This is a genomic window from Humibacillus xanthopallidus (assembly GCF_006717145.1).
Classification (GTDB): Bacteria; Actinomycetota; Actinomycetes; order Actinomycetales; family Dermatophilaceae; genus Humibacillus; species Humibacillus xanthopallidus.
In genome coordinates this window covers 174,308-194,787 of the sequence record NZ_VFQF01000001.1, presented here as the reverse complement: position 1 = coordinate 194,787, position 20,480 = coordinate 174,308, and the positions used below count along the sequence as shown (strand labels likewise).

Annotated in this window: 19 protein-coding genes; 4 read left to right on the top strand and 15 right to left on the bottom strand. The window is 71.1% G+C overall.

Features of this window, described 5'->3' with window-relative positions:
* Positions 1-5: 5 nt before the first annotated feature.
* From FHX52_RS00865 to serA, 6 genes are all read right to left on the bottom strand, one after another.
* Positions 6-1,124 (bottom strand): branched-chain amino acid aminotransferase, encoded by a 1,119-nt coding sequence (locus tag FHX52_RS00865; protein ID WP_141819072.1) that lies wholly within the window; start codon positions 1,122-1,124, stop codon positions 6-8.
* A 220-nt stretch (positions 1,125-1,344) separates the two neighbouring features.
* Positions 1,345-2,406 (bottom strand): 3-isopropylmalate dehydrogenase, encoded by a 1,062-nt coding sequence (locus FHX52_RS00860; RefSeq protein ID WP_141819070.1) that lies wholly within the window; start codon positions 2,404-2,406, stop codon positions 1,345-1,347.
* 131 nt (positions 2,407-2,537) lie between these two features.
* Positions 2,538-2,624, bottom strand: a complete 87-nt coding sequence (locus FHX52_RS00855) for a 3-isopropylmalate dehydrogenase (protein ID WP_246069834.1) — start codon at positions 2,622-2,624, stop codon at positions 2,538-2,540.
* Between the two features lie 280 nt (positions 2,625-2,904).
* A complete protein-coding gene (locus FHX52_RS00850) occupies positions 2,905-3,705 on the bottom strand; it encodes an ABC transporter permease subunit (protein WP_141819068.1) in 801 nt (266 codons plus the stop codon).
* A complete protein-coding gene (locus tag FHX52_RS00845; protein WP_141819066.1) occupies positions 3,695-4,600 on the bottom strand; it encodes an ABC transporter ATP-binding protein in 906 nt (301 codons plus the stop codon). The genes FHX52_RS00850 and FHX52_RS00845 overlap by 11 nt, the downstream gene beginning before the upstream one ends.
* A 169-nt stretch (positions 4,601-4,769) precedes the next feature.
* Positions 4,770-6,353 (bottom strand): phosphoglycerate dehydrogenase, encoded by a 1,584-nt coding sequence (gene serA, locus FHX52_RS00840; RefSeq protein ID WP_141819064.1) that lies wholly within the window; start codon positions 6,351-6,353, stop codon positions 4,770-4,772.
* 258 nt (positions 6,354-6,611) lie between these two features.
* On the opposite strand from serA, the gene FHX52_RS00835 reads away from it, so the two are divergent.
* Entirely contained in the window at positions 6,612-7,364 is a 753-nt protein-coding gene (locus tag FHX52_RS00835; protein WP_141819062.1) for an SDR family oxidoreductase, read from the top strand.
* Positions 7,365-7,544: 180 nt separating this feature from the next.
* Here the strand turns inward: FHX52_RS00835 and ilvC are convergent, their stop codons facing one another.
* The 3 genes from ilvC to FHX52_RS00820 form a co-directional block, all read right to left on the bottom strand.
* Positions 7,545-8,573, bottom strand: coding sequence for a ketol-acid reductoisomerase (gene ilvC / locus FHX52_RS00830; RefSeq protein ID WP_141819060.1), 1,029 nt, complete (start codon positions 8,571-8,573; stop codon positions 7,545-7,547).
* A gap of 109 nt (positions 8,574-8,682) precedes the next feature.
* Positions 8,683-9,195 carry an acetolactate synthase small subunit gene (gene ilvN, locus FHX52_RS00825; protein WP_141819059.1) on the bottom strand — a complete coding sequence of 171 codons (513 nt, stop codon included), beginning with the start codon at positions 9,193-9,195 and terminating at the stop codon, positions 8,683-8,685.
* A gap of 3 nt (positions 9,196-9,198) precedes the next feature.
* Positions 9,199-11,085, bottom strand: coding sequence for an acetolactate synthase large subunit (locus FHX52_RS00820; RefSeq protein ID WP_141819058.1), 1,887 nt, complete (start codon positions 11,083-11,085; stop codon positions 9,199-9,201).
* Positions 11,086-11,408: 323 nt separating this feature from the next.
* On the opposite strand from FHX52_RS00820, the gene FHX52_RS00815 reads away from it, so the two are divergent.
* Positions 11,409-12,374, top strand: coding sequence for a GNAT family N-acetyltransferase (locus FHX52_RS00815; RefSeq protein WP_141819057.1), 966 nt, complete (start codon positions 11,409-11,411; stop codon positions 12,372-12,374).
* 9 nt (positions 12,375-12,383) lie between these two features.
* On the opposite strand, the gene FHX52_RS00810 is transcribed toward FHX52_RS00815, so the two are convergent.
* Complete coding sequence (locus FHX52_RS00810; protein WP_141819056.1) at positions 12,384-13,226, bottom strand: phytanoyl-CoA dioxygenase family protein; 843 nt, start codon at positions 13,224-13,226, stop codon at positions 12,384-12,386.
* Between the two features lie 125 nt (positions 13,227-13,351).
* Between FHX52_RS00810 and FHX52_RS00805 the strand changes: the two genes are divergently transcribed.
* On the top strand, positions 13,352-14,182 hold the full coding sequence (locus tag FHX52_RS00805; RefSeq protein ID WP_141819055.1) for a helix-turn-helix domain-containing protein: 831 nt from the start codon (positions 13,352-13,354) through the stop codon (positions 14,180-14,182).
* Positions 14,183-14,397: 215 nt separating this feature from the next.
* On the opposite strand, the gene ilvD is transcribed toward FHX52_RS00805, so the two are convergent.
* The 4 genes from ilvD to FHX52_RS00785 form a co-directional block, all read right to left on the bottom strand.
* Positions 14,398-16,098: a dihydroxy-acid dehydratase gene (gene ilvD, locus FHX52_RS00800; RefSeq protein WP_141819054.1), complete on the bottom strand. Its 1,701-nt coding sequence runs from the start codon at positions 16,096-16,098 to the stop codon at positions 14,398-14,400.
* A gap of 86 nt (positions 16,099-16,184) precedes the next feature.
* Positions 16,185-16,709 (bottom strand): SixA phosphatase family protein, encoded by a 525-nt coding sequence (locus FHX52_RS00795; RefSeq protein ID WP_141819053.1) that lies wholly within the window; start codon positions 16,707-16,709, stop codon positions 16,185-16,187.
* Positions 16,710-16,755: 46 nt separating this feature from the next.
* Positions 16,756-18,819 (bottom strand): YhgE/Pip domain-containing protein, encoded by a 2,064-nt coding sequence (locus FHX52_RS00790; protein ID WP_141819052.1) that lies wholly within the window; start codon positions 18,817-18,819, stop codon positions 16,756-16,758.
* On the bottom strand, positions 18,816-19,463 hold the full coding sequence (locus tag FHX52_RS00785; protein WP_141819051.1) for a hypothetical protein: 648 nt from the start codon (positions 19,461-19,463) through the stop codon (positions 18,816-18,818). The genes FHX52_RS00790 and FHX52_RS00785 overlap by 4 nt, the downstream gene beginning before the upstream one ends.
* Before the next feature lie 59 nt (positions 19,464-19,522).
* Here FHX52_RS00785 and FHX52_RS24060 point away from each other — a divergent pair, with 59 nt between their 5' ends.
* The gene (locus FHX52_RS24060) at positions 19,523-20,152 is read left to right on the top strand and encodes a TetR/AcrR family transcriptional regulator (RefSeq protein WP_221630419.1); all 630 of its coding nucleotides are present in this window, start codon (positions 19,523-19,525) and stop codon (positions 20,150-20,152) included.
* A 25-nt stretch (positions 20,153-20,177) separates the two neighbouring features.
* On the opposite strand, the gene FHX52_RS00775 is transcribed toward FHX52_RS24060, so the two are convergent.
* Complete coding sequence (locus FHX52_RS00775) at positions 20,178-20,474, bottom strand: MoaD/ThiS family protein (protein ID WP_141819050.1); 297 nt, start codon at positions 20,472-20,474, stop codon at positions 20,178-20,180.
* Between the last annotated feature and the right edge of the window lie 6 nt (positions 20,475-20,480).

The window sequence follows — 20,480 nt, the reverse complement described above, 5'->3', positions numbered from 1 at the left end:
GGTCGTCAGACGAGGCGGGTCAACCAGCCGCGGGTGTCCTCGACCCGGCCGTACTGGATGTCGAGCAGCTTGGCCCGGATCGCCTCGGCGTAGCGGTCGACGTGGCCCTCGCGGCGGTGGTCGACCGAGCCGCCGTTCCAGCGCAGCTCGCCGACGGGAGTGACGACGGCGGCGGTGCCGCACGCGAAGATCTCGACGATCTCGCCGCTCGCGGCCCCCTCCTTCCACTCCTCGATGGGGATGCGGCGCTCCTCGGGCTCGAGGCCCTCCTCCTTGGCGATCTCGAGGATCGAGCTGCGGGTGACTCCCTCGAGGATCGACCCCGTCAGCTCGGGCGTCACGATGCGCCCGTCCCTCGTGACGAGGAAGAGGTTCATGCCGCCCAGCTCCTCGATGTAGGTGTGCGTCGAGGAGTCGAGGAAGACGGCCTGGTCGCAGCCGTGCTCGATACCCTCGAGCTGTCCGGCGAGCGAGCTGGCGTAGTTGCCGCCGCACTTCGCCGCGCCCGTGCCGCCCTCGCCCGCGCGGGCGTAGTCGGTCGAGATCCACAGCGTCACGGGCTTGAGGCCGCCGGAGAAGTAGGCGCCCGCCGGTGAGGCGATGACGGAGTAGGTGACCTGCTGGGCCGGCCTCACCCCGAGGAAGGCCTCCGAGGCGAACATGAACGGGCGCAGGTAGAGGCTCTTCTCGCCCGCATCACCTGCCGGCACCCACTCCTGGTCGACGGTGACGAGCTGGCGCAGCGACTCGATGAAGTCGGCCTCGGACAGCACCGGCAGCGCGAGCCGTCGTGCGGAGCGCGCGAAGCGGGCGGCGTTCGCCTCGGGGCGGAAGGTCCAGATCGAGCCGTCGGCGTGACGGTAGGCCTTCATCCCCTCGAAGATCTCCTGCGCGTAGTGCAGGACGGCGGCCGCGGGGTCGAGCTGGAAGGGACCGTAGGGCTTGACCTTGGCGTCGCCCCACCCGCCGTCGGCCGTCCACGTCGCGACGACCATGTGGTCGGTGAAGGTCTTGCCGAAGCCGGGGTTCACGAGGATCTCGGCGATCCGCTCGGAGGACGTGGTGTCCTCCCGTCGCGTGACCTCGAACGTCAGGGCCTCAGCCTTCGCGGCATCGGTGGACATGGCACAACCTCCAGAGCGATCAGCGGTGATTCGACGTCAGGCTATCGCCCACATCGTGAGACGCAGAAGTAACCTCAGCCCGCCCGGCCGGCCGTATGCCGTCCGGCGGGCATCTGCCGCCCGGCCACCCGTGCCGCCTGGCGGGGGTATGCCGTCCGGCGGGCCCGGCCGGTCGGCGTCAGGGTCGCGTCGGGGCCGGGTCGGGGTCGGGTCGGTGGGATCAGAGCCGCGAGACGACGGCGTCGCCGATGGCAGTGGTGCTGCGGACGGCGTCACCCCGCTCGGCGAGGTCGGCTTCGACGGCCGCCTCGACCCGCGCGGCCTCGGCGTCGAGGCCGAGGTGGGCGAGCATCATGCCGACCGAGAGGATGGCCGCAGTCGGGTCGGCCTTGGACTGGCCGGCGATGTCGGGCGCCGAGCCGTGGACGGGCTCGAACATGCTCGGCGTCGTGCGGGCCGGGTTGATGTTGCCGGAGGCCGCGAGGCCGATGCCGCCGGCGATGGCCGCGGCGATGTCGGTGAGGATGTCACCGAAGAGGTTGTCGGTGACGATGACGTCGAAGCGGCCGGGGTCGGTCGCCATGAAGATCGTCGCGGCGTCGACGTGCTGGTAGGCGGTCTCGACCTCGGGGAACTCGGCACCGACCTCCTCGACCGTGCGGCGCCAGAGGTGGCCGGCATACGTCAGCACGTTGTGCTTGTGCACGAGCGTGAGGTGCTTGCGCGGACGCGCCTGGGCCCGGGCAAAGGCGTCGCGCACGACGCGCTCCACGCCGTAGCGGGTGTTGACGCTGACCTCGGTCGCGATCTCGGCCGGCGTGCCGACCCGGAGTGCACCACCGTTGCCGGTGTAGGGGCCTTCGGTGCCTTCACGCACGACGACGAAGTCGATGCCGTCGGGGGCGACGCGGGCCACGTCGAGGGGGCTGCTCGCTCCGGGATAGAGCTTCGCCGGCCGCAGGTTGACGAAGTGGTCGAGCGCGAAGCGCAGCGGCAGCAGGACGCCGCGCTCGAGCACGCCGCTCGGCACGCTCGGGTCACCGATGGCGCCGAGCAGGATCGCGTCGTGGCCACGGAGCTCATCGAGCACCGAGTCAGGCAGCGTCTCGCCCGTCGCGTGCCAGCGCCGGGCGCCGAGGTCATACTCCGTCGTCGCGAACTTCGGACCGCCGGCGGTGACGGCCTCGAGCACCTTGAGACCCTCCGCCACGACCTCCGGACCGATGCCGTCCCCGCCGATGACAGCGATGGAGTAGGCGTCCCGAACCTGCGTCTGCGTCATGATTTCAGCCTAGAACCCGTCTTGTGATGTGGGATCGCCGTCTCATTTATCGATCGGCGGTGTGGTGGAGCGGTGATGCTCCGGGGAAATGCCGGAGCCCCCGCCGAGGTGGCGGGGGCTCGTCGGCGAGGTCAGTCCTCGGTGTGGCCCTGGTCGCGCAGGTCCATGGACTCCTGCAGCGCCTGGCGGGCGGCCATGGCATCGTCGCTCATGGTCATCACTCCTTCGTGGTGTCGGTTGGGTCTCGGGTGGCTCGAGCCCCTGTCGGGGCGAACCGGTCAGCCGGCAACGCGGGGTCTCCGCGGCGAGGTGGCTGACTACCCGGACTCGCCGCGGCTGGCGATGAGTACGAGCCGCCGCGTCATGTCTTCGACGGTACGCCTCGGTAACTACGGGTAAAGGGGGTTTCCACCACGTGAGACGCGGTGTCCGACATGTGTCGGCCGCTTCCACGACGGATCCGCAAGCGGACCCCGCTGTGCACCTCGGATTCCGTGCTCAGCTGCGCACGTCGCGCCGTTCGAAGCCGAGGACCGCGACGACGACGAGCACGACCACTGTGACGAGCGCCACGACGACCGCCGGCCACGACACCCCGTGGCGCAGCGGGTCATGAGCGGCGTACTGGTAGAAGGGCGAGTAGCGCTGGAGCGGCTCGAGCCACGAGACCATGGCGCCGAGGCCGTTGACGATGTAGGTGACGACGGCGAGGACGGCGGCGATGCCCTTGCTCAGGCCGGCCTGCCCGGTGACGCACCCGACCGCGAGCGCCACTCCGCCGAAGACGAGGCCGAGCAGGGCGAGGTGCAGCATGGCGGCGGCGACATCGCCGACGGGCAGGTTCATGTCGGCGAACCGGCCCTCGACGACGAGGGCGAGACCGAGCAGGGCTGAGAGCCCCACGGTGCCGACGACCATGGCGGCCGTCTTCTCGAGGACGATGCGCCGACGGCTGACCGGTGCGGTGACGAGCAGGTCGAGGGTCCGGCGGCCCTCCTCCCCGGCGACCGCCGCCGACCCGGCGGTGACGGCGTAGAGGATGACGAGGATCGGTGCCATGAACGAGAGGAGCTCGATCTGGAGGTAGCCGACGGGGGTCGACATGTCGGCTCCCGCGGTGGCGAAGAGGTTGCGGAACGCCTCCGGCATCTGGTCGATGAAGTCCGACATCGCGGGCTGGTCGCGCATGCTCGGCCAGATCGCGACGTACATCGCGACGAGCAGCACGATCGCCACACCCCACCCGGCGAAGGCCCGCCCCTGGTCCCTCAGCGTCTTGGTCGTGATGTCACGCAGCATCGGTCTCACCTGCTCCGTAGTAAGCGAGGAAGGTCTCCTCGAGCTCGGCCTCCGCGCAGGCGAAGTCGACGACGGGGTGGGCGCTCACCACCTTGAGGACGGCGTCGAGCGACGACTGGGGGGCGCTGCACCGCAGGCTCGGCCCGTCGACGACCACGTCGCGCAGATCCGGCACCGGGTCGAGGATGGCCGCAGGCACCGTGTCGGCGAACTGCACCTCGACGTGGTGCAGCGACTTGGCCCGCAGGTCGTCCAGTCGCTCCACGGCCACGAGGCGACCTGCCCTCAGCACCCCGATGCGGCTGGCCACGCGCTGCACCTCGCCGAGCACGTGCGAGCTCAGCAGGACCGCTCCTCCCCCGGCGGCGTGGTCGAGGATGAGCCCCTGGACGGTCCGCTGGACCATCGGGTCGAGCCCGCCGGTCGGCTCGTCGAGCACGAGCAGCTCCGGCTCGTTCATGAGGGCGAGCACGAGCGCCACCTTCTGCCGGTTGCCGCGCGACAGCTCGCGCGCCGGCCGGCGCAGGTCGAGGTCGAGCTGCTCGGCGAGCTGCTCGACGCGGGCCGGCCGGGCACTGCCGCGGAGCGCCGCGAGGTAGTCGACGTGGTCGTAGCCCGTCAGGCGGTCATAGAGCACGAGCTCACCCGGCACGTAGCCGACACGTGCGTGGATCGGCACTGCGTCACGCCAGGCGTCCATCCCGAGCACGCTGACGCTGCCCCGGGTCGGTCTGATGAGCCCCATGATGAGCCGCAGCGTCGTCGTCTTGCCGGCGCCGTTCGGCCCGAGATAACCGAACACCTCTCCCGACTCGACCTCGAGCGTGAGGTCGCGCAGCGCGACGGTGTCACCGAACGCCTTGGTCAGCCCTTCGGCCGTGATGACAGATCCCATGCCTCCAGCGTCGACCGGTCGCGGGTCCGGCCACAGGGCCGTTCGTCCCCCTTCGGTCCGGCTCCGCTCGCCACGTCCGGAAACCGACCGCGCCGGTATGCCGCTGGGCCGGCACCCGATCGTGGGTGCCGGCCCAGCGGCATACGGGATGGGGCGCTCGCCCCGGCGCTCAGGCGCGCAGGTCGATGACCGAGAACGTCGTCGCGTCGATGGCCTCGCTCAGCGAGGCGGTGAGAGCCTGCGGCACCGCGCTGTCGACGTTGAGCACGCCGATCGCGTGGTCGCCCTGGCGCGAGACCTGCATGCCACCGATGTTGATGCCGGCGTCGCCGAGGATGCGGCCGACGTTGCCGATGACGCCGGGGCGGTCGGAGTACTCGAAGACGAGCATGTGGTCCGACAGCGGCACCTCGAGGTCGTAGCCGCCCACGCCGACGAGCTTCTCGACCATCTTCGGGCCGGTGAGCGTGCCGGAGACGGAGACGACCGTGCCGTCGGCGAGCGTGCCGCGCAGCGTCGTGACGTTGCGGAAGTCGCCCGAGTCGGGGTCGGTCACGAGGCGCACCACGACACCGCGCTGCTCGGCGAGCACCGGGGCGTTGACGTAGGTGACGGAGTCCTCGACGACATCGGTGAACAGGCCCTTGAGCGCGACGAGCTTCCACACGCTGACGTCGTGCGCCGTGATCTCGCCGCGCACGTCGACGTCGAGCTGGGCGGGCACGGCACCGGCGATGGCGGTGAACATGCGACCGAGCTTCTCCACGAGGGCGATGCCGGGACGCACCTCCTCGGCGATGAAGCCGCTGCTGACGTTGACGGCGTCGGGCACGAGCTCGCCGCCGAGGGCGAGGCGCACCGACTTGGCGACGGCGATGCCGGCCTTCTCCTGGGCCTCGTCGGTCGAGGCGCCGAGGTGCGGCGTCACGACGACGGACTCGTGCTCGAAGAGCGGCGACTCGGTCGTCGGCTCGGTGACGAAGACGTCGATGCCGGCGCCGGCCACGCGGCCCTCGGCGATGGCGCGGGCGAGCGCGGCCTCGTCGACGATGCCGCCTCGGGCCGCGTTGACGATGCGCACCGACGGCTTGACCTTCGAGAGGGCGTCCTCGCCGATGAGGCCGAGGGTCTCGGGGGTCTTGGGCAGGTGCACCGTGATGAAGTCGGACTGCGCGAGCAGCTCGTCGAGGCTCACGAGCTGGGCACCGAGCTGGCCGGCCTTGGCGGGCGAGGCGTAGGGGTCGTAGGCGACGATCTTCATGCCGAAGCCCTTGAGCCGCTCGGCGACGAGGGCGCCGATGCGGCCGAGGCCGACGACGCCGACGGTCTTGTCGAGCAGCTCGACGCCGGAGTACTTGCTGCGCTTCCACGCGCCGCCCTTGAGGGCCTGGTTGGCGGGGGCGATGTTGCGAGCCGTCGCCAGGAGCAGGCCCACGGCGAGCTCGGCGGCGGAGGTGATGTTGGAGGTCGGCGCGTTGACGACCATGACACCGGCCTGCGTCGCCGACTGCACGTCGACGTTGTCGAGGCCGACACCGGCGCGGGCGATGACCTTGAGGTTCTTGGCCGCGGCGATCGCCTCGGCGTCCATCTTGGTGGCCGAGCGGATCAGCACCGCGTCGACGTCGGCGAGCGCGGGGAGGAGCTCCTCGCGGTTGGCTCCATCGGCCGAGCGGACCTCGAAGTCGGGTCCGAGCGCCTCGATCGTGGCGGGCGACAGCTCTTCGGCGATGAGGACAACGGGCTTGCTCACAGGGGGATCCCTTCCGGACGGGTGCGGGGCCCGCACACTGGTCCGGGCGCGGGCCGTCGGAGGCACCGCGATGTGCCCCGGCGAGTCTAGGCGCTCCGGCTCGCGATATCACGACGTGTAACCACCATGTGAACAGCGCCACGCCCCCCGGTGCGGATATCAGCCCGTGGACCGACCATCCCGTATGCCGGAACGCCGGCGTTAGCTCGGCACCGTCATAGCGGTCCCGCCGAGCCGTCGCCGGACTACCGTGAGGCCATGAGAGTCGTCGTCACGGGTGCGGCCGGTGATCTGGGTGCGCGGGTGGTCCGGGAGCTGACGGGCCGCGGGCACGAGGTGGTGCCCGCGAGCCGGCGGACGGGCGTCGACCTCGTCTCGGGCGACGGGCTCGAGGCGGTGCTGGGGGGCGCCCAGTCAGTCGTCCACTGCGCCGACGACCCGTCACAAGGCGACTGGGTCACCGTCTACGGCACGCGCCTCCTCGCCGACGCGGCCACAGCGCACGACGTGCACCTCGTCCACATCTCGATCGTCGGCATCGACGACCACCCGCTCACCTACTACCGGCGGAAGCTGCGAGCAGAGAAGGCGATCGCTGCGGCCGGCGGGTCAGCAACGGTGCTGCGCGCGACCCAGTTCCATTCCCTCGCAGCGTCTTTCGCGCAACGCCTCTCCTTCGGCCCGCTGACCGTGACCCTCGGTGAGCTGGCATTCCAGTCCGTCGACACCGACTTCGTCGCCGAGCGGCTCGCCGACCTCGCGCTGGGGCCCCGCCCGGCGGCATACGCCCGCGCGACCGACGTGGCCGGGCCCGAGGTGCTGACGCTGCCGCAGGTCGCGACATTGCTGCGCGCTCAGCGCGGCGCCTCGGCTCCCCGGGTCGTCCGGGTGCCGGCGCTCACCCGGGCCATGCGGGCCTTCGCCGAGCAGCGCAACGTGCCCTCCCCCGGTGCAGCCCAGATCGGTGGCCGCACGTTCTCCGAGTGGCTCGCGAGCGGTCTGCCGCACTGACGACGGAGGCCGGCCGCCCCACGAACGGGCGGCCGGCCTCCCAAGCCGTGCAGTGTGACGTCAGCGAGCGGAGCCTACGCGCCCGCTTGCGCACTGTCAGCGAGCGGAGCCTATGCACCCGCTTCCGCGCCCGGCTCCGGGCCTCGGTCGCTGGCGCTCCAGCGTTTCCTCACCGGGCTGTCAGCGTGCGGCTGAACCCTCGATGTAGTCGCTGTCGGTCTGCTTGACCCAGGCCATGAGCCCGCGCAGCTCGCGGCCGGTGGCCTCGATCGGGTGCTGGGCACCCTTCTCGCGCAGGGCCTTGAACTCCGGCGCGCCGGCGTCCTGGTCGTCGATGAAGCGCTTGGCGAAGGCGCCGTTCTGGATGTCGGTGAGGACGGCCTTCATGTTCTCCTTGACGTGCGGGTCGATGACCCGGGGTCCGGAGACGTAGTCGCCGTACTCGGCCGTGTCGGAGACCGACCAGCGCTGCTTGGCGATGCCGCCCTCGATCATGAGGTCGACGATGAGCTTGAGCTCGTGGAGGCACTCGAAGTAGGCCACCTCGGGCTGGTAGCCCGCCTCGACGAGGGTCTCGAAGCCGTACATGACGAGCTGGCTCGCGCCACCGCAGAGCACGGCCTGCTCGCCGAAGAGGTCGGTCTCGGTCTCCTCGGTGAAGGTCGTCTTGATTCCGCCTGCGCGCAGGCCACCGATCGCCTTGCCGTAGGACTTGGCGAGCTCCCACGCCGTGCCCGAGGCGTCCTGCTCGACGGCGAGGAGCACGGGCACCCCACGGCCGTCGACGAACTCGCGACGCACGATGTGGCCGGGCCCCTTGGGGGCGACCATGAGCACGTCGGCGTCGGCCTCCGGCTTGATGTAGCCGAAGCGGATGTTGAAGCCGTGGCCGAAGAGCAGGGCCGCGCCCTTCTTGAGGTTGGGCTGGATGTGCTCGGCGTAGACGCCGCGCTGCACCTGGTCGGGCGTGAGGATGACGACGAGGTCGGCCTCCTTGACCGCGTCGGCGACCGACACGACGGTCAGGCCCTCCGCCTCGGCCTTCGCCTTGCTCTTGCTGCCCTCGGCGAGGCCGATGCGCACGTCGACCCCCGAGTCACGCAGGTTGAGCGCGTGGGCGTGGCCCTGGCTGCCGTAGCCGATGACGGCGACCTTGCGCCCCTGGATGATCGACAGGTCGGCGTCGTCGTCGTAGAACATCTCGGCCATCGTGGCCTTCTCCTTCGGTTGGGGATCTGCGGCGGTATGCCGCTGGGCTGAGCGGGACGGTGAGGCTGGGTTTCGCTGGGGCTGAGGCAGTGTGCGGGCTGGTGCCGGATCAGGCGCTGCGCAGGCTCCGGTCGGTGATCGACCGGGGTCCGCGACCCACGGCAACCATGCCCGACTGGACGAGCTCCTTGATGCCGAACGGCTCGAGCACGTCGAGCAGGGCCCGCAGCTTGTCGGAGTTGCCGGTCGCCTCGATCGTCATGGCGTCGGTCGAGACGTCGACGACCTTGGCCTTGAAGAGCTGGATCGTGTCGATGACCTGGCTGCGGGTGCCCGCGTCGGCGCGCACCTTGACGAGCATGATCTCGCGCTGCACCGAGGCGTTCGGCTCGAGCTCGACGACCTTGAGCACCTCGATGAGCTTGTTGAGCTGCTTCGTCACCTGCTCGAGGGCGGCGCCCTCGACCTCGACGACGACCGTGATGCGCGAGATCTCGGGGATCTCGGTCTGGCCGACGGCGAGCGAGTCGATGTTGAAGCCGCGGCGCGAGAAGAGGGCCGCGACCCGGGTGAGGACGCCGGGCTTGTCCTCGACGAGCACCGACAGGGTGTGCTTGCTCATGCCTCAGTCCTCCCGCTCCCAGACCGGTGCGGCGTGGCGCGCGGCCTGGATCTTGTCGTTGCTGACGCCCGCCGGCACCATCGGCCAGACCATCGCGTCACGGTGGACGATGAAGTCGATGACGACCGGGCGGTCGTTCGTCTCGAGCGCCAGCTTGATGACCTCGTCGACCTCCGCCGGCGTCTCGGCGCGCAGGCCGAGGCAGCCGTAGGCGTCGGCGAGCTTGACGAAGTCGGGCACCCGCTGGGTCGTCGGCTGGAGGTCGGTGTTGGAGTAGCGCTCGTTGTAGAAGAGCGTCTGCCACTGGCGCACCATGCCGAGCGAGCTGTTGTTGATGATGGCCACCTTGATGGGGATGTTGTTGATGACGCAGGTCGCGAGCTCCTGGTTGGTCATCTGGAAGCAGCCGTCGCCGTCGATCGCCCACACCGTGCGCTCCGGCTCGGCAACCTTCGCGCCCATGGCCGCCGGCACCGAGTAGCCCATGGTGCCAAGGCCGCCCGAGTTGATCCAGGCGTTGGGGCGCTCGTACTGCACGAACTGCGCAGCCCACATCTGGTGCTGGCCGACGCCCGCGACATACGTCGCCTCCGGACCGGAGAGGGCACCGATGCGCTCGATGACGTACTGCGGCGAGAGGGTGCCGTCGTCGCTGTCGGTGTAGCCGAGCGGGAAGGTCGCCTTCCACTCGGCGACCTGCTCGCGCCATGACGCGAAGTCCCACGTCTGGTCGTCGTCGGAGGCGGTCGCGCGGTCGAGGGTGATCTGGGTGATGAGGTCGTTCACGACCTCGCCCACGTCACCGACGATCGGCACGTCTGCGGTGCGGTTCTTGCTGATCTCGGCCGGGTCGATGTCGGCGTGGATCACCTTGGCTCCCGGCGCGAACGTCGAGAGCTGGCCGGTGACGCGGTCGTCGAAGCGGGCGCCCAGCGCGATGATGAGGTCGGAGCGCTGGAGCCCCGTCACGGCCGCGACGGTGCCGTGCATGCCGGGCATGCCGAGGTTGAGCTCGTGGCTGTCGGGCACCGTGCCACGGGCCATGAGGGTCGTGACGACAGGGATGCCGGTGAGGTCCACGAGGGTGCGCAGCTGCTCGCTGGCGTGCGCCCGCACGACGCCGCCACCGACGTAGAGGATGGGTCGCTTCGCCTCGGACATGAGGCGGCTCGCCTCACGGATCTGCTTGCCGTGCGGCCGGGTCACCGGCCGGTAGCCCGGCAGGTCGATCTGCGGCGGCCAGCTGAAGGTCGTCGTCGCCTGGAGGGCGTCCTTGCTGATGTCGACGAGGACGGGACCGGGGCGGCCGGTGCTCGCCACGTGGAAGGCCTCGGCGATCGCCTGCGGGATCTTCGCCGGGTCGGTCACGAGGTAGTTGTGCTTCGTGATCGGCATCGTGATGCCGCGGATGTCGGCCTCCTGGAAGGCGTCGGTGCCGATCGAGCCGCTCGCGACCTGACCGGTGATCGCGACGATGGGCACGGAGTCCATGTGGGCGTCGGCGATCGGCGTGACGAGGTTGGTCGCACCCGGCCCCGACGTCGCCATGCACACGCCCACGCGACCGGTGGCGGCGGCATACCCCTCGGCGGCGTGGCCGGCGCCCTGCTCGTGGCGCACGAGGATGTGGCGGACCTTCGTCGAGTCGAGCAGCGGGTCGTAGGCCGGCAGGATCGCGCCGCCGGGGATGCCGAAGACGGTGTCGGCACCGATCGCCTCGAGGGACAGGACGAGCGACTGGGCCCCGGTGACCACTACGCCCGGGACCACCTCGTGGCCGGGGGTGGGGGCCGCGCCCGACTGGCCACCGGGGGCCGTCGGGGTCGGACGCTGACGGGCCCTGGAGGCCACGTCAGCCGGCGAGGGCGCCTGCTTCGTCGTGTCGCTCACGATCTCATCCTTGTCTCGAGCACATCGTCGTGTTGCCGTGGCGGGCCGACTCGACCCACAAAAAAACCCTTCTGTCCCGCAGGGACGGAAGGGAGCGCGCTGACCGTTGGAGCTGGTCGCGCGCTATGGAAGTACGAGGAGTCGCGCCACCTGACAACCGTCCTACGCGGCCCCTGCGGTGTCAATCGGCCCATGAGTCCGTCTCAGCATGTGGGTCCGTGATCTCACCCACTGTCACCGGAGCACTCCCCCCGCTGCCACCGGACCCGGGTGCCGACGAATTCGGTTGTGGGGGCCTCGCCCCGGTCGGGACACTCGGTGCCATGACGACCGCACTGGCGCCCGTGCCCCTGACGCTGCCTGCGTCCCCCGACGTGTCGCCAGACCTGGCGACCGACCTGGCGACCCGGCCGCTGCGCCCCGGCGATGCCGCCGACGTCGCGGCCCTCATCGGTGCGTGCGAGGTGCACGACGTCGGCGAGGAGCTCATCGAGGAGGCCGACATCGTCGGCGACTGGCAGCGGCCGGCCTTCGACCCCGCCACGCAGTCGGTCGGGGTGTTCGACGGGGGGCGGCTCGTCGCCTACGCCGAGGTCTACAAGGCCCGCTGGGGCGACGCGGCGGTCCACCCGGCATACCGCGGGCGTGGCATCGGGACGGCGCTGGCGCAGTGGTCGCAGGCCGTGACGGCGCGCGACGGCGGCTCGCTCGTGGGCCAGCCGGTGCCCGGCGACTCCGCGAGCGAGCGGCTCCTCACCGCGCTCGGCTACCGCCCGCTCTGGACCTCGTGGGTGCTCGAGCTGCCCGCCGGCGCCGTCATCGCGCCTCAGCCCCTCCCACAGGGGTATGCCGTCCGGCCCGCCTCCGGTGACGCGGACCACCGCGCCGCCTGGGTCGTCAACGAGGACGCCTTCCTCGAGTGGTCGGAGCGGGAACGGTCGACCTTCGAGGAGTGGGCGGCCAACGTCGTGCACCGGCCCGGCTACGAGGACTGGCAGCTGCGCCTCGCCGTCGACCCGGCGGGCGAGGTCGTCGGCATGGCCTTCGTCATCGTGTCGAACCGCTGCGCCTACGTCGACAAGCTCGCGGTGCGCAAGGACGAGCGCGGACGCGGCCTGGCACGGGCGCTGCTCGTCGACGCCTTCGAGACCGGGAGGGTGCACGGCGGTGACCGGTCCGAGCTCTCGACCGACTCGCGCACCGGTGCGCTGGGCCTCTACGAGAAGGTCGGCATGGAGGTGACGTCGGTCTGGCGACACCTCGCGATCGACGTGCCTGCGCTCGCCTGACCGCAGCCGTCAGCTCGGCACGATGGCCGGGATGACAGGGTCGGCGGCCGACGCGGCGAGGTCACCGGGAGCGAGACCGGGAAGCCACGAGGCGAGGTCGTTCGCCTGCGACGCGTTGGCCGGCTCGAGGACCGGCAGGCCGTCCGCGAACCAGATGACCGTCATGACCTCGCGCATCCGGTCCGCGGTGTTGCCGAGGGCCTTGTGCACGGTCCAGCCGGAGTGGAAGGAGGCGTCCCCGGCCCGCATCGCCACCGGCTCGTCGATGGCGAGACCCCGCTCCTCGAGCAGCCGGTCGAAGTGCTCCTCCGACGCGTCCGAGATGCCGATGTCGCTGAGCGGCCCGTCGACCTGACTGCGCGACGCGAACGCGAGTCCGCCGTGCGCGGGTGTGATGTCGACGAGCGGCATCCACATCGTCAGGCACCGGGAGCCGTCGAGCGGCCAGTACATCGCGTCCTGGTGCCACGGCGTGTAGCCGCCGCCGGGCTCCTTGAAGAGCGCCTGGTCATGGTAGAGGCGCACCCGGGGCACGCCGAGCAGGCGGGCCGCCACGTCGGCGAACCGCATGGCCTTGACGAAGCGCTCGACAGCGGCGTCGTGCCTCCAGAGGTTCATCACCTGCAGGAAGGCCATGCCGTAGCTGTCGCGATCGGCGAGCGGTCGCGTCTCGGTGCTGAGCCGTTCGACCGCAGCGGCGACGGGATCACGGTAGGCGGCCGCCTCCGCGGCAGTCGCCACCTGGGTCAGGCGGACGTGGCCGTTCGTGCGGTAGGCAACGACGTCCTCCTCTGACAAGGGGTATGCCGTGGTGAGCTCGGGGAGCGGGTCGGTGACCAGTTCGGTGGGCATGGATCGGTGTCCTCCGTGGATCGAGAGCGACCGGAGTGGTCGTCGGTGGGACGATCACACCGCAGGGCTCACCAGCAGACCCGGAACGTTGTGGTCACAGGGGTACGTGCTGGTTCGATGGCAGCATGACGCCGACGAGATCCGTCCACCCGGTGACCGCACAGGTCGCCGGCGGCCGTCTCGGCCAGGTGCTCGTTGCCGGCCGGATCACGGGTGGGAGCGGGCTCCCGGTCGGCACGCGCCGGCGCCACCCGACGTGGGGCCTCACCTTCGTCGCGGCGGGCACGGGGCGCTACCGGGATGCCGCGCACGACGAGACCATCCGGGCCGGCACCCTCGTCCTCGTGCACCCCGGGCACCCACACTGGTACGGCGCGGACCACGGCGGGTGGGACGAGCTCTTCGTCGTCTTCGGTGGTGCCGTCTTCGAGCTGGCGCGCCGTCGTGGCGCGCTCTCCCCCGATCGACCGCTTCTGCAAGGACTCCCCGTGGCCCACTGGCGCCACCGGCTCACAGCCTTCACCGACCGGCCCCGACCGGCAGACGTCGACGGGCGCGACGCCGAGGCCCTGGACCTGCTGGCAGCACTCCTGGAGGCGACGGCCGCGGCGTCAGCGTCGGGCCCAGGGCCCCACCGTGTCGGGTGGTTGGACCGCTCCCTCGAGCTGCTCGGGGCCGACCTCGCGGACGCCCTGGACCTGCACGCCGTGGCAGCCGAGGTGGGTCTGCCCTACGAGACGTGGCGGCGGCGGTTCCGGGCGGCCACGGGCACGTCCCCCTACGCCCACCGACGGGCACGCCGGCTGGCCGCCGCCACCGACCTTCTCGTCCACACCGGCCTCGGCGTGCGCGACATCGCGGCGACGACGGGGTTCAGCGACGAACGGCACCTGATCCGGCGCTTCCGGGAGAGCACAGGGCTGACCCCTCGAGCCTTCCGCGACGACCGCCGCTGAGAACCGGCGGCGCACCCACCCCCAACCCCCGGACCCACCCCCGAATCGAGGTGATACCGGGCCCGACGTGGGTGCCAGCATCACCTCGAACCAGCAGCGCACCACCCACCCACACCCCGGGCTCACCCCCGATTCGAGGTGATACCGGGCCACACGTGGCTGCCAGCATCACCTCGAACCGGGGTGTGGGGTGCGGGGGCGGGTGCCAGAGCGGCTCAGCCGCAGACGGCGCCGCCGCTGGCGCTGCCGACGAGCTTGCGGTACTTCGCGAGGACGCCGCGGGTGTACTTCGGCTCGGGGTGCGTGACGCCCTCGGCCCGGCGCCGCGCCATCTCGTCCTCGTCGACGAGCAGGTCGAGGGAGCCGCTCGCGACATCGAGACGGATCGTGTCGCCGTCGCGGACGAAGGCGATCGGGCCCTCGTCAACGGCCTCGGGTGCGACGTGGCCGACGCAGAGGCCGGTCGTGCCGCCGGAGAAGCGGCCGTCGGTGAGCAGCAGGACATCCTTGCCGAGGCCGGCGCCCTTGATCGCGCCCGTCACGGCGAGCATCTCGCGCATACCGGGACCGCCCTTGGGCCCCTCGTAGCGGATGACGACGACGTCGCTCTTCTGCAGCGACCCGGCCTCGACGGCGTCCATCGCGGCGCGCTCGCCGTCGAAGACCCGCGCGGTGCCCTCGAAGACGGACTCGTCGAAGCCGGCCGACTTCACGACGGCACCCTCGGGGGCGAGCGAGCCGGTGAGGATCGTCAGGCCACCTGTCTTGTGGATCGGCCGGGACATCTCGCGGATGACGCGGCCGTCGATGTGCGGCGGGTTGATGTCGTCGAGGTTCTCGGCCATCGTCTTGCCGGTCACGGTGAGGCAGTCGCCATCGAGCAGGCCGGCCTCGAGCAGCGTCTTCATGACGACGGGGATGCCGCCGATGTGGTCGATGTCCTTCATGACGAAGCTGCCGAAGGGCTTGACGTCGGCGAGGTGCGGCACCTTGGCGCCGATGCGCCGGAAGTCCTCGATGGTCAGGTCGACGTCGGCCTCGTGCGCGATCGCGAGCAGGTGGAGCACGGCGTTCGTCGAGCCGCCGAAGGCCATGACGACGGCGATGGCGTTCTCGAAGGCCGGCTTCGTCATGATGTCGCGGGCGGTGATGCCGCGGCGCAGCAGCTCGACGACGGCCTCGCCCGACTTGCGGGCGTACATGTCGCGGCGGCGGTCGGTCGCGGGCGGCGCGGCGGAACCGGGGATCGACATGCCGATCGCCTCGGCGACCGCAGCCATCGTGTTGGCGGTGTAGAAGCCGCCGCAGGCACCCTCGCCCGGGCAGATGGCGCGCTCGATCGCGTCGACGTCCTCGCGCGACATGAGTCCGGCGTTGCACGCACCGACGGCCTCGAAGGCGTCGATGATCGTGACCTCCTTCTCGGTGCCGTCGGAGAGCTTGGCGACACCCGGGAGGATGGTGCCGGCATACAGGAAGACGGACGCCAGGTCGAGGCGTGCGGCGGCCATGAGCATGCCGGGCAGCGACTTGTCGCAACCAGCGAGCAGCACTGAGCCGTCGAGCCGCTCGGCGCTCATCACGGTCTCGACGGAGTCGGCGATGATCTCGCGCGACACGAGCGAGAAGTGCATCCCCTCGTGGCCCATCGAGATGCCGTCGGACACCGAGATCGTGCCGAACTCGAGCGGGTAGCCGCCGCCGGCGTGCACGCCGTCCTTGACCGCCTTGGCGAGCCGGTCGAGGGAGAGGTTGCACGGGGTGATCTCGTTCCACGAGCTCGCGACGCCGATCTGCGGCTTGGCGAAGTCGTCGTCGCCGAGCCCTACGGCCCTGAGCATCCCCCGCGCGGCGGTCTTCTCGAGACCGTCGGTGACGTCGCGGCTGCGGGGCTTGATGTCAGGCGTCTGCGTCATGCCTGCAGCATAGAACCGTGTCCGCGTGGTGGACACGGCATCTCAGGTGCCGACCCTCTCCATGCCCTTCCCGCGGCCGTATGCCGTCAGCCGCGGGCGACGTGGAAACGGCGGAGCGCGCACGACCCGGCGTCGAGGTCGGCCCAGTCGCCGGCATACCTCAGGACGGCGAGCCCGCTCGTGACGAAGCCCTGGGCGAGGGCCTCGTGCGCCTCGTGGCTGCCCTCGCCGTCACAGAGCAGGCTCGTGAGCTCGGCGGCGGTGGGGTTGTGGCCGACGACGAGCACCGTCTCCATCTCGCCGCCGTCCTCGCGGATCGTCTCCAGGACGGCATCGGCGCCGCCGGTGTAGACACTGCGCCGGAACTCGACGAACTCGGCCCCGGCCCCGCCGTTGCGGGCGTGGTCCCAGGTCTGGCGCGTGCGCACGGCGGTCGAGCAGATGACGAGGTCGGGCACGAGACCCTCCTCACGCAGCCAGCTGCCCGCAGCTGTGGCGTCGCGCCGGCCGCGGGCGGCGAGCTCGCGGTCGTGGTCGGGCTTGGTGAAGCCCTCCTCGGCCTTGCTGTGCCGCATGAGGATGAGGGTCTTGTCTTTCGCCGCACTGCTCATACCTCCACAGCATGCTATGCCGCGGGGGCCTTGTCAGCCGGAGGGCCTAGAGGCTGAGCTCGGGCTTGATCCGCTCCGGCGTCCACACCCGGAACCGGCGCGCGGCGATGGTCGACACGGTGAGCGCCGCGACGAGGAAGCCTGCCAGGACGCCGAGGTCGAGCAGCACCGGCGCGAGGTCCGCGCCGTACATGAGGCGCCGTAGCCCGTCGATCGCATACGTCATCGGGACGACGTGGTGCACCGCCTGGAGAGGCGCCGGAAGGGTCTGCCACGGGAAGGTGCCGCCCGCGCTGACGAGCTGCACGACCATGAAGACGAGGCCGAGGAACTTGCCCACGGCGCCGAGGCGGGCCGCGAGCGCGTGGAGGATCGCGACGAAGGTCAGCGAGACGAAGCCGACGAAGAGCACGACGAGCAGCGGGTTCGCGACAGGCAGGTCGAGCGCCAGGGCGACGATGCCGAAGAGCACGATGCTCTGCACGAGACCGATGGCGACGGGGGCGAGCCAGCCCCCGAGAGCTGTGCGGACCGAGCGCTGGCTCGTCGCGAGCGCCCGGGTCGACAACGGACGCACGAGGAGGAAGAGCACGTAGGCGCCGATCCAGAGGGCGAGGCTGACGAAGAAGGGTGCGAGACCCGCGCCGTAGGTGCCGGCGGAGGCCAGCGAGTCGGACTGCACGGTCACGGGGTCACCGATGGTCTTGGCGACGGCCGTGCGCTGGGCGTCGGTCGGGTTGGGCACCGAGTCGCGGCCCTTGGCGAGCTCGCTGTGCAGCTCGGTCGCGCCGGAAGCCAGCTTGTCGAGTCCGGCCTTGAGCTGACCGATGCCACCGGCCAGCGAGTCGCCCCCGCTGGCAGCCGAATCCGCACCGCTGCGCAGCTGGCCCGCGCCGGCGTCGAGGGCGCGCAGGCCCGACTCGAGAGACGCCGAACCGTCTCGCAGCTGGCGGGCTCCGTCGGCGGCGTCGCGGATTCCACCCGTCAGGGCGGGGGTGGCGTCGGCGAGGGCTCGTGCGCCGGTCGCGACCTGCCCGGCTCCGGTCGCCAGTCGGTCGAGGTCGGAGGAGGCCTGCTGCACCTTGCCGTCGGCCTGCACGACGAGGGAGTCGACCCGGTCGAGACGCTGCTGCACGAGGGCGATCTGGGCGTCGTCGAGACCGGCGGCTCGAAGCTGCGCGATGAGAGGGTCGCGCTCGGCGCCCACCTTGGCGCGCAGGTCGGTGGAGATGCCGGCGACCCGGTCACCGATGACGGCGATCCGCTTGTTGCCTGCGGCCACCTGCGCCGCGCCGTCGGCGAGGCGTGCGGTCTGGGCCGGCAGTGATGCCGTGCGTGACTGCAGGGTCCCGAGGCCCGAGGCGAGCGAGCTGGCCCCGGTGTGGAGACGGTCCGCACCGGACACGGCCTGGCCGAGCCCGTCGTCGAGCTTCGCCGCGCCGGTTGAGAGCTGGTGGAGACCGGAGGCGAGCGACTGGGCACCCTGCTGCGCCGTGGCCGCGCCGTCGTCCGCGCTGGCCAGCCCGGAGCGCAGCTGGTCGGCGCCGTCGACGGCCTTGCCGAGCTCGTCGTGGATCTCGGTGAAGCCCACGAGGAGCCGGTCGGCGGCGGTCTCACTGACCTGGGAGGCCACCGAGGCACGCACCTCCTTGATGACCGTGTTGCCCATCATCGTCGTCATGTAGTTGTTGGCGTCGTTGGTCTCGAGGATGACCTCCGCCTTGCGCGGCGTGAAGTCGCTCGTGGCCGCGAGGTCGGCGGAGAAGCTCTCGGGGATGACGACGGCGAACGAGTAGGTGCCGTCATAGACGCCGGCGAGCGCCTCCGCGCTCGACACCTTGTGCCAGGCGAACGACTTGGAGTCGACGAGCTTGTCGGCGACGGACGACCCGGCGTCGAGTCGCTCGCCCCCGTCGAGAGTGGCTCCGCGGTCGTCGCTGGCGACGGCAGCGGGCACCTGCGACAGGGCGGCGTAGGGGTCGTGGTTCGCGTAGAGGTAGAGGCCGGCATACAGCGTCGGGATGAGCGCGAGGGCGATGACGCCGAGGCGCGCCATGCGGGAGGCCGTGAGTCGGCGCAGCTCGGAGGCTGCGAGACGGAACGGGTTCATGCTGAGGCTCCAGAGGGGATGTGCGACGCCAGCGCGGACGCGGTGGCGGGCGAGCAGAGAACGATGACGGTCAGGCCGGAGTCGGCAGCCGCACGCGCGGCCTCGAACCACTCGGCGACGGAGCCGCCGTGGCGGTCGGGCCCGGCGAGCACGAGCACGCGGACGCGGGGGTGCCACGAGCCCAGCTCGATGAGCAGGCGGGTGCGCAGGCCGGACGGCAGGCTCTCCCACCGGCGCTGCCGCAGGTCGGTGAGGTCGCGGTCCGCGAGGAAGTGGTCGACGTCGGCGCGGGAGGAGGGCCGCTCGGCGAGGGCCAGCTCCTCCGCGATGACCGCGCGCAGCGCAAGGGTGTCCTCGGGTGCGGTGACGTCCGAGACGTCGACGAGGCGGGTGCGGACCTGGAGGTCGGTGCGGTCGGTCGACCCACCGACGGACACGGCGCCGGCAGCGAGCGCGACGCGACCGCCGACGGCGAGCGCGAGCGCGACCTGGGGCACGCCGGGGTCGCAGGGCACCACGGTGACCGCTCCCCCGGGTGCGACGAAGTCCACGCCTTCGACGAAGGGCTCGTGCGTGCCGGCGACGGCGACTCCCGTGGCGACGACCTCGCGCTGACTGCGGACCTGTGTCTCTCGGTTGTTCACGATACAAGTATGTATCCGATACGGCTCTGTATGCAATACGAGGTTGTATCGTAAGAGGTATGCCGCCTCCTTCAGCCCCTGTCAGCCCGCCGCGTGCCCGGGTCAGCGCCCGTCGTCAGGCCACCCGATCGCGTGTTCTCGACGCGGCCAGCGAGGTCTTCGCCGAGCGCGGCTTCCACGGCGCCACCGTCGAGGAGATCTGCGAGCGTGCGGGATTCACCCGCGGCGCTTTCTACTCGAACTTCTCGTCGAAGGACGACCTCGTCATCCACCTCTCGACCCGACAGGCTGAGGCCGTCATCGAGCGCATCACGGCGGCCGCACGCACCGAGGCCTCGCCAGAGGCGGTGCTCGGCGCCGTCTTCGCCGCCCTCGCCGACGAGCCCGGCCGCCACGAGCGCTCGGTCCTGCTGACGACCGAGTTCACCCTGCACGCCATCCGCGACGCCGGCGCCCGGCGCGCCTGGGCCGCGCAGCAGCGGCGGATCCGTGAGGCGCTCGTCTGGGTCGTCGACGACGCGATCACCTCTCGTGACATCACCCTGCCGATGACGACCGACCAGTTCGTGCGCGTCGCGATGGCACTGACCCAGGGGTCGATGACGCAGCGGCTCATCGAACCCGGCGCCCTCGAACGCGGCGAGCTCGAGCAGGTCGTGCTGCCAGTGCTGCTCGGCGTCAGCCCCTGACGCTGCCGTGCGTCAGCGGCTGACGTCAGCCGCCGGAGACGGCGTTGATGATGTGCACCCGGGCGCCCGCAGGCACCGGCGTGCCCACACCGTCACCGCGCGTCGCGTCCTCGCCGTTGACGAAGACCTTGACGTGGCGGCGGATCTGACCTCGCTCGTCGCGCACCTTGCCGTCGAGGACCCGGTGCTCGGCGAAGGCGCGGTCGAGCAGCTGCGCGACGGTCTGCGAGTCGGCCGGCGACTCGACCTCGATCTCGGACACACCGCCGACGAGGTCGCGCAGCATGCCCGGCAGGATGACGCGGACGGGGGCGGACGGCATACGGAA

What these genes read in the sequence shown, in the direction of transcription:
- FHX52_RS00855 (WP_246069834.1), bottom strand. Translation starts at nt 2,624, where the DNA reads ATGACCATGAGCGACGATGCCATGGCCGCCCGCCAGGCGCTGCAGGAG.
- FHX52_RS00790 (WP_141819052.1), bottom strand. Translation starts at nt 18,819, where the DNA reads ATGAACCCGTTCCGTCTCGCAGCCTCCGAGCTGCGCCGACTCACGGCC.
- FHX52_RS00850 (WP_141819068.1), bottom strand. Translation starts at nt 3,705, where the DNA reads ATGCTGCGTGACATCACGACCAAGACGCTGAGGGACCAGGGGCGGGCC.
- FHX52_RS00775 (WP_141819050.1), bottom strand. Translation starts at nt 20,474, where the DNA reads ATGCCGTCCGCCCCCGTCCGCGTCATCCTGCCGGGCATGCTGCGCGAC.
- FHX52_RS00795 (WP_141819053.1), bottom strand. Translation starts at nt 16,709, where the DNA reads ATGAGCAGTGCGGCGAAAGACAAGACCCTCATCCTCATGCGGCACAGC.
- FHX52_RS00845 (WP_141819066.1), bottom strand. Translation starts at nt 4,600, where the DNA reads ATGGGATCTGTCATCACGGCCGAAGGGCTGACCAAGGCGTTCGGTGAC.
- FHX52_RS00805 (WP_141819055.1), top strand. Translation starts at nt 13,352, where the DNA reads ATGACGCCGACGAGATCCGTCCACCCGGTGACCGCACAGGTCGCCGGC.
- FHX52_RS24060 (WP_221630419.1), top strand. Translation starts at nt 19,523, where the DNA reads ATGCCGCCTCCTTCAGCCCCTGTCAGCCCGCCGCGTGCCCGGGTCAGC.
- FHX52_RS00835 (WP_141819062.1), top strand. Translation starts at nt 6,612, where the DNA reads ATGAGAGTCGTCGTCACGGGTGCGGCCGGTGATCTGGGTGCGCGGGTG.
- ilvN (WP_141819059.1), bottom strand. Translation starts at nt 9,195, where the DNA reads ATGAGCAAGCACACCCTGTCGGTGCTCGTCGAGGACAAGCCCGGCGTC.
- FHX52_RS00865 (WP_141819072.1), bottom strand. Translation starts at nt 1,124, where the DNA reads ATGTCCACCGATGCCGCGAAGGCTGAGGCCCTGACGTTCGAGGTCACG.
- FHX52_RS00810 (WP_141819056.1), bottom strand. Translation starts at nt 13,226, where the DNA reads ATGCCCACCGAACTGGTCACCGACCCGCTCCCCGAGCTCACCACGGCA.
- FHX52_RS00815 (WP_141819057.1), top strand. Translation starts at nt 11,409, where the DNA reads ATGACGACCGCACTGGCGCCCGTGCCCCTGACGCTGCCTGCGTCCCCC.
- ilvD (WP_141819054.1), bottom strand. Translation starts at nt 16,098, where the DNA reads ATGACGCAGACGCCTGACATCAAGCCCCGCAGCCGCGACGTCACCGAC.
- ilvC (WP_141819060.1), bottom strand. Translation starts at nt 8,573, where the DNA reads ATGGCCGAGATGTTCTACGACGACGACGCCGACCTGTCGATCATCCAG.
- FHX52_RS00860 (WP_141819070.1), bottom strand. Translation starts at nt 2,406, where the DNA reads ATGACGCAGACGCAGGTTCGGGACGCCTACTCCATCGCTGTCATCGGC.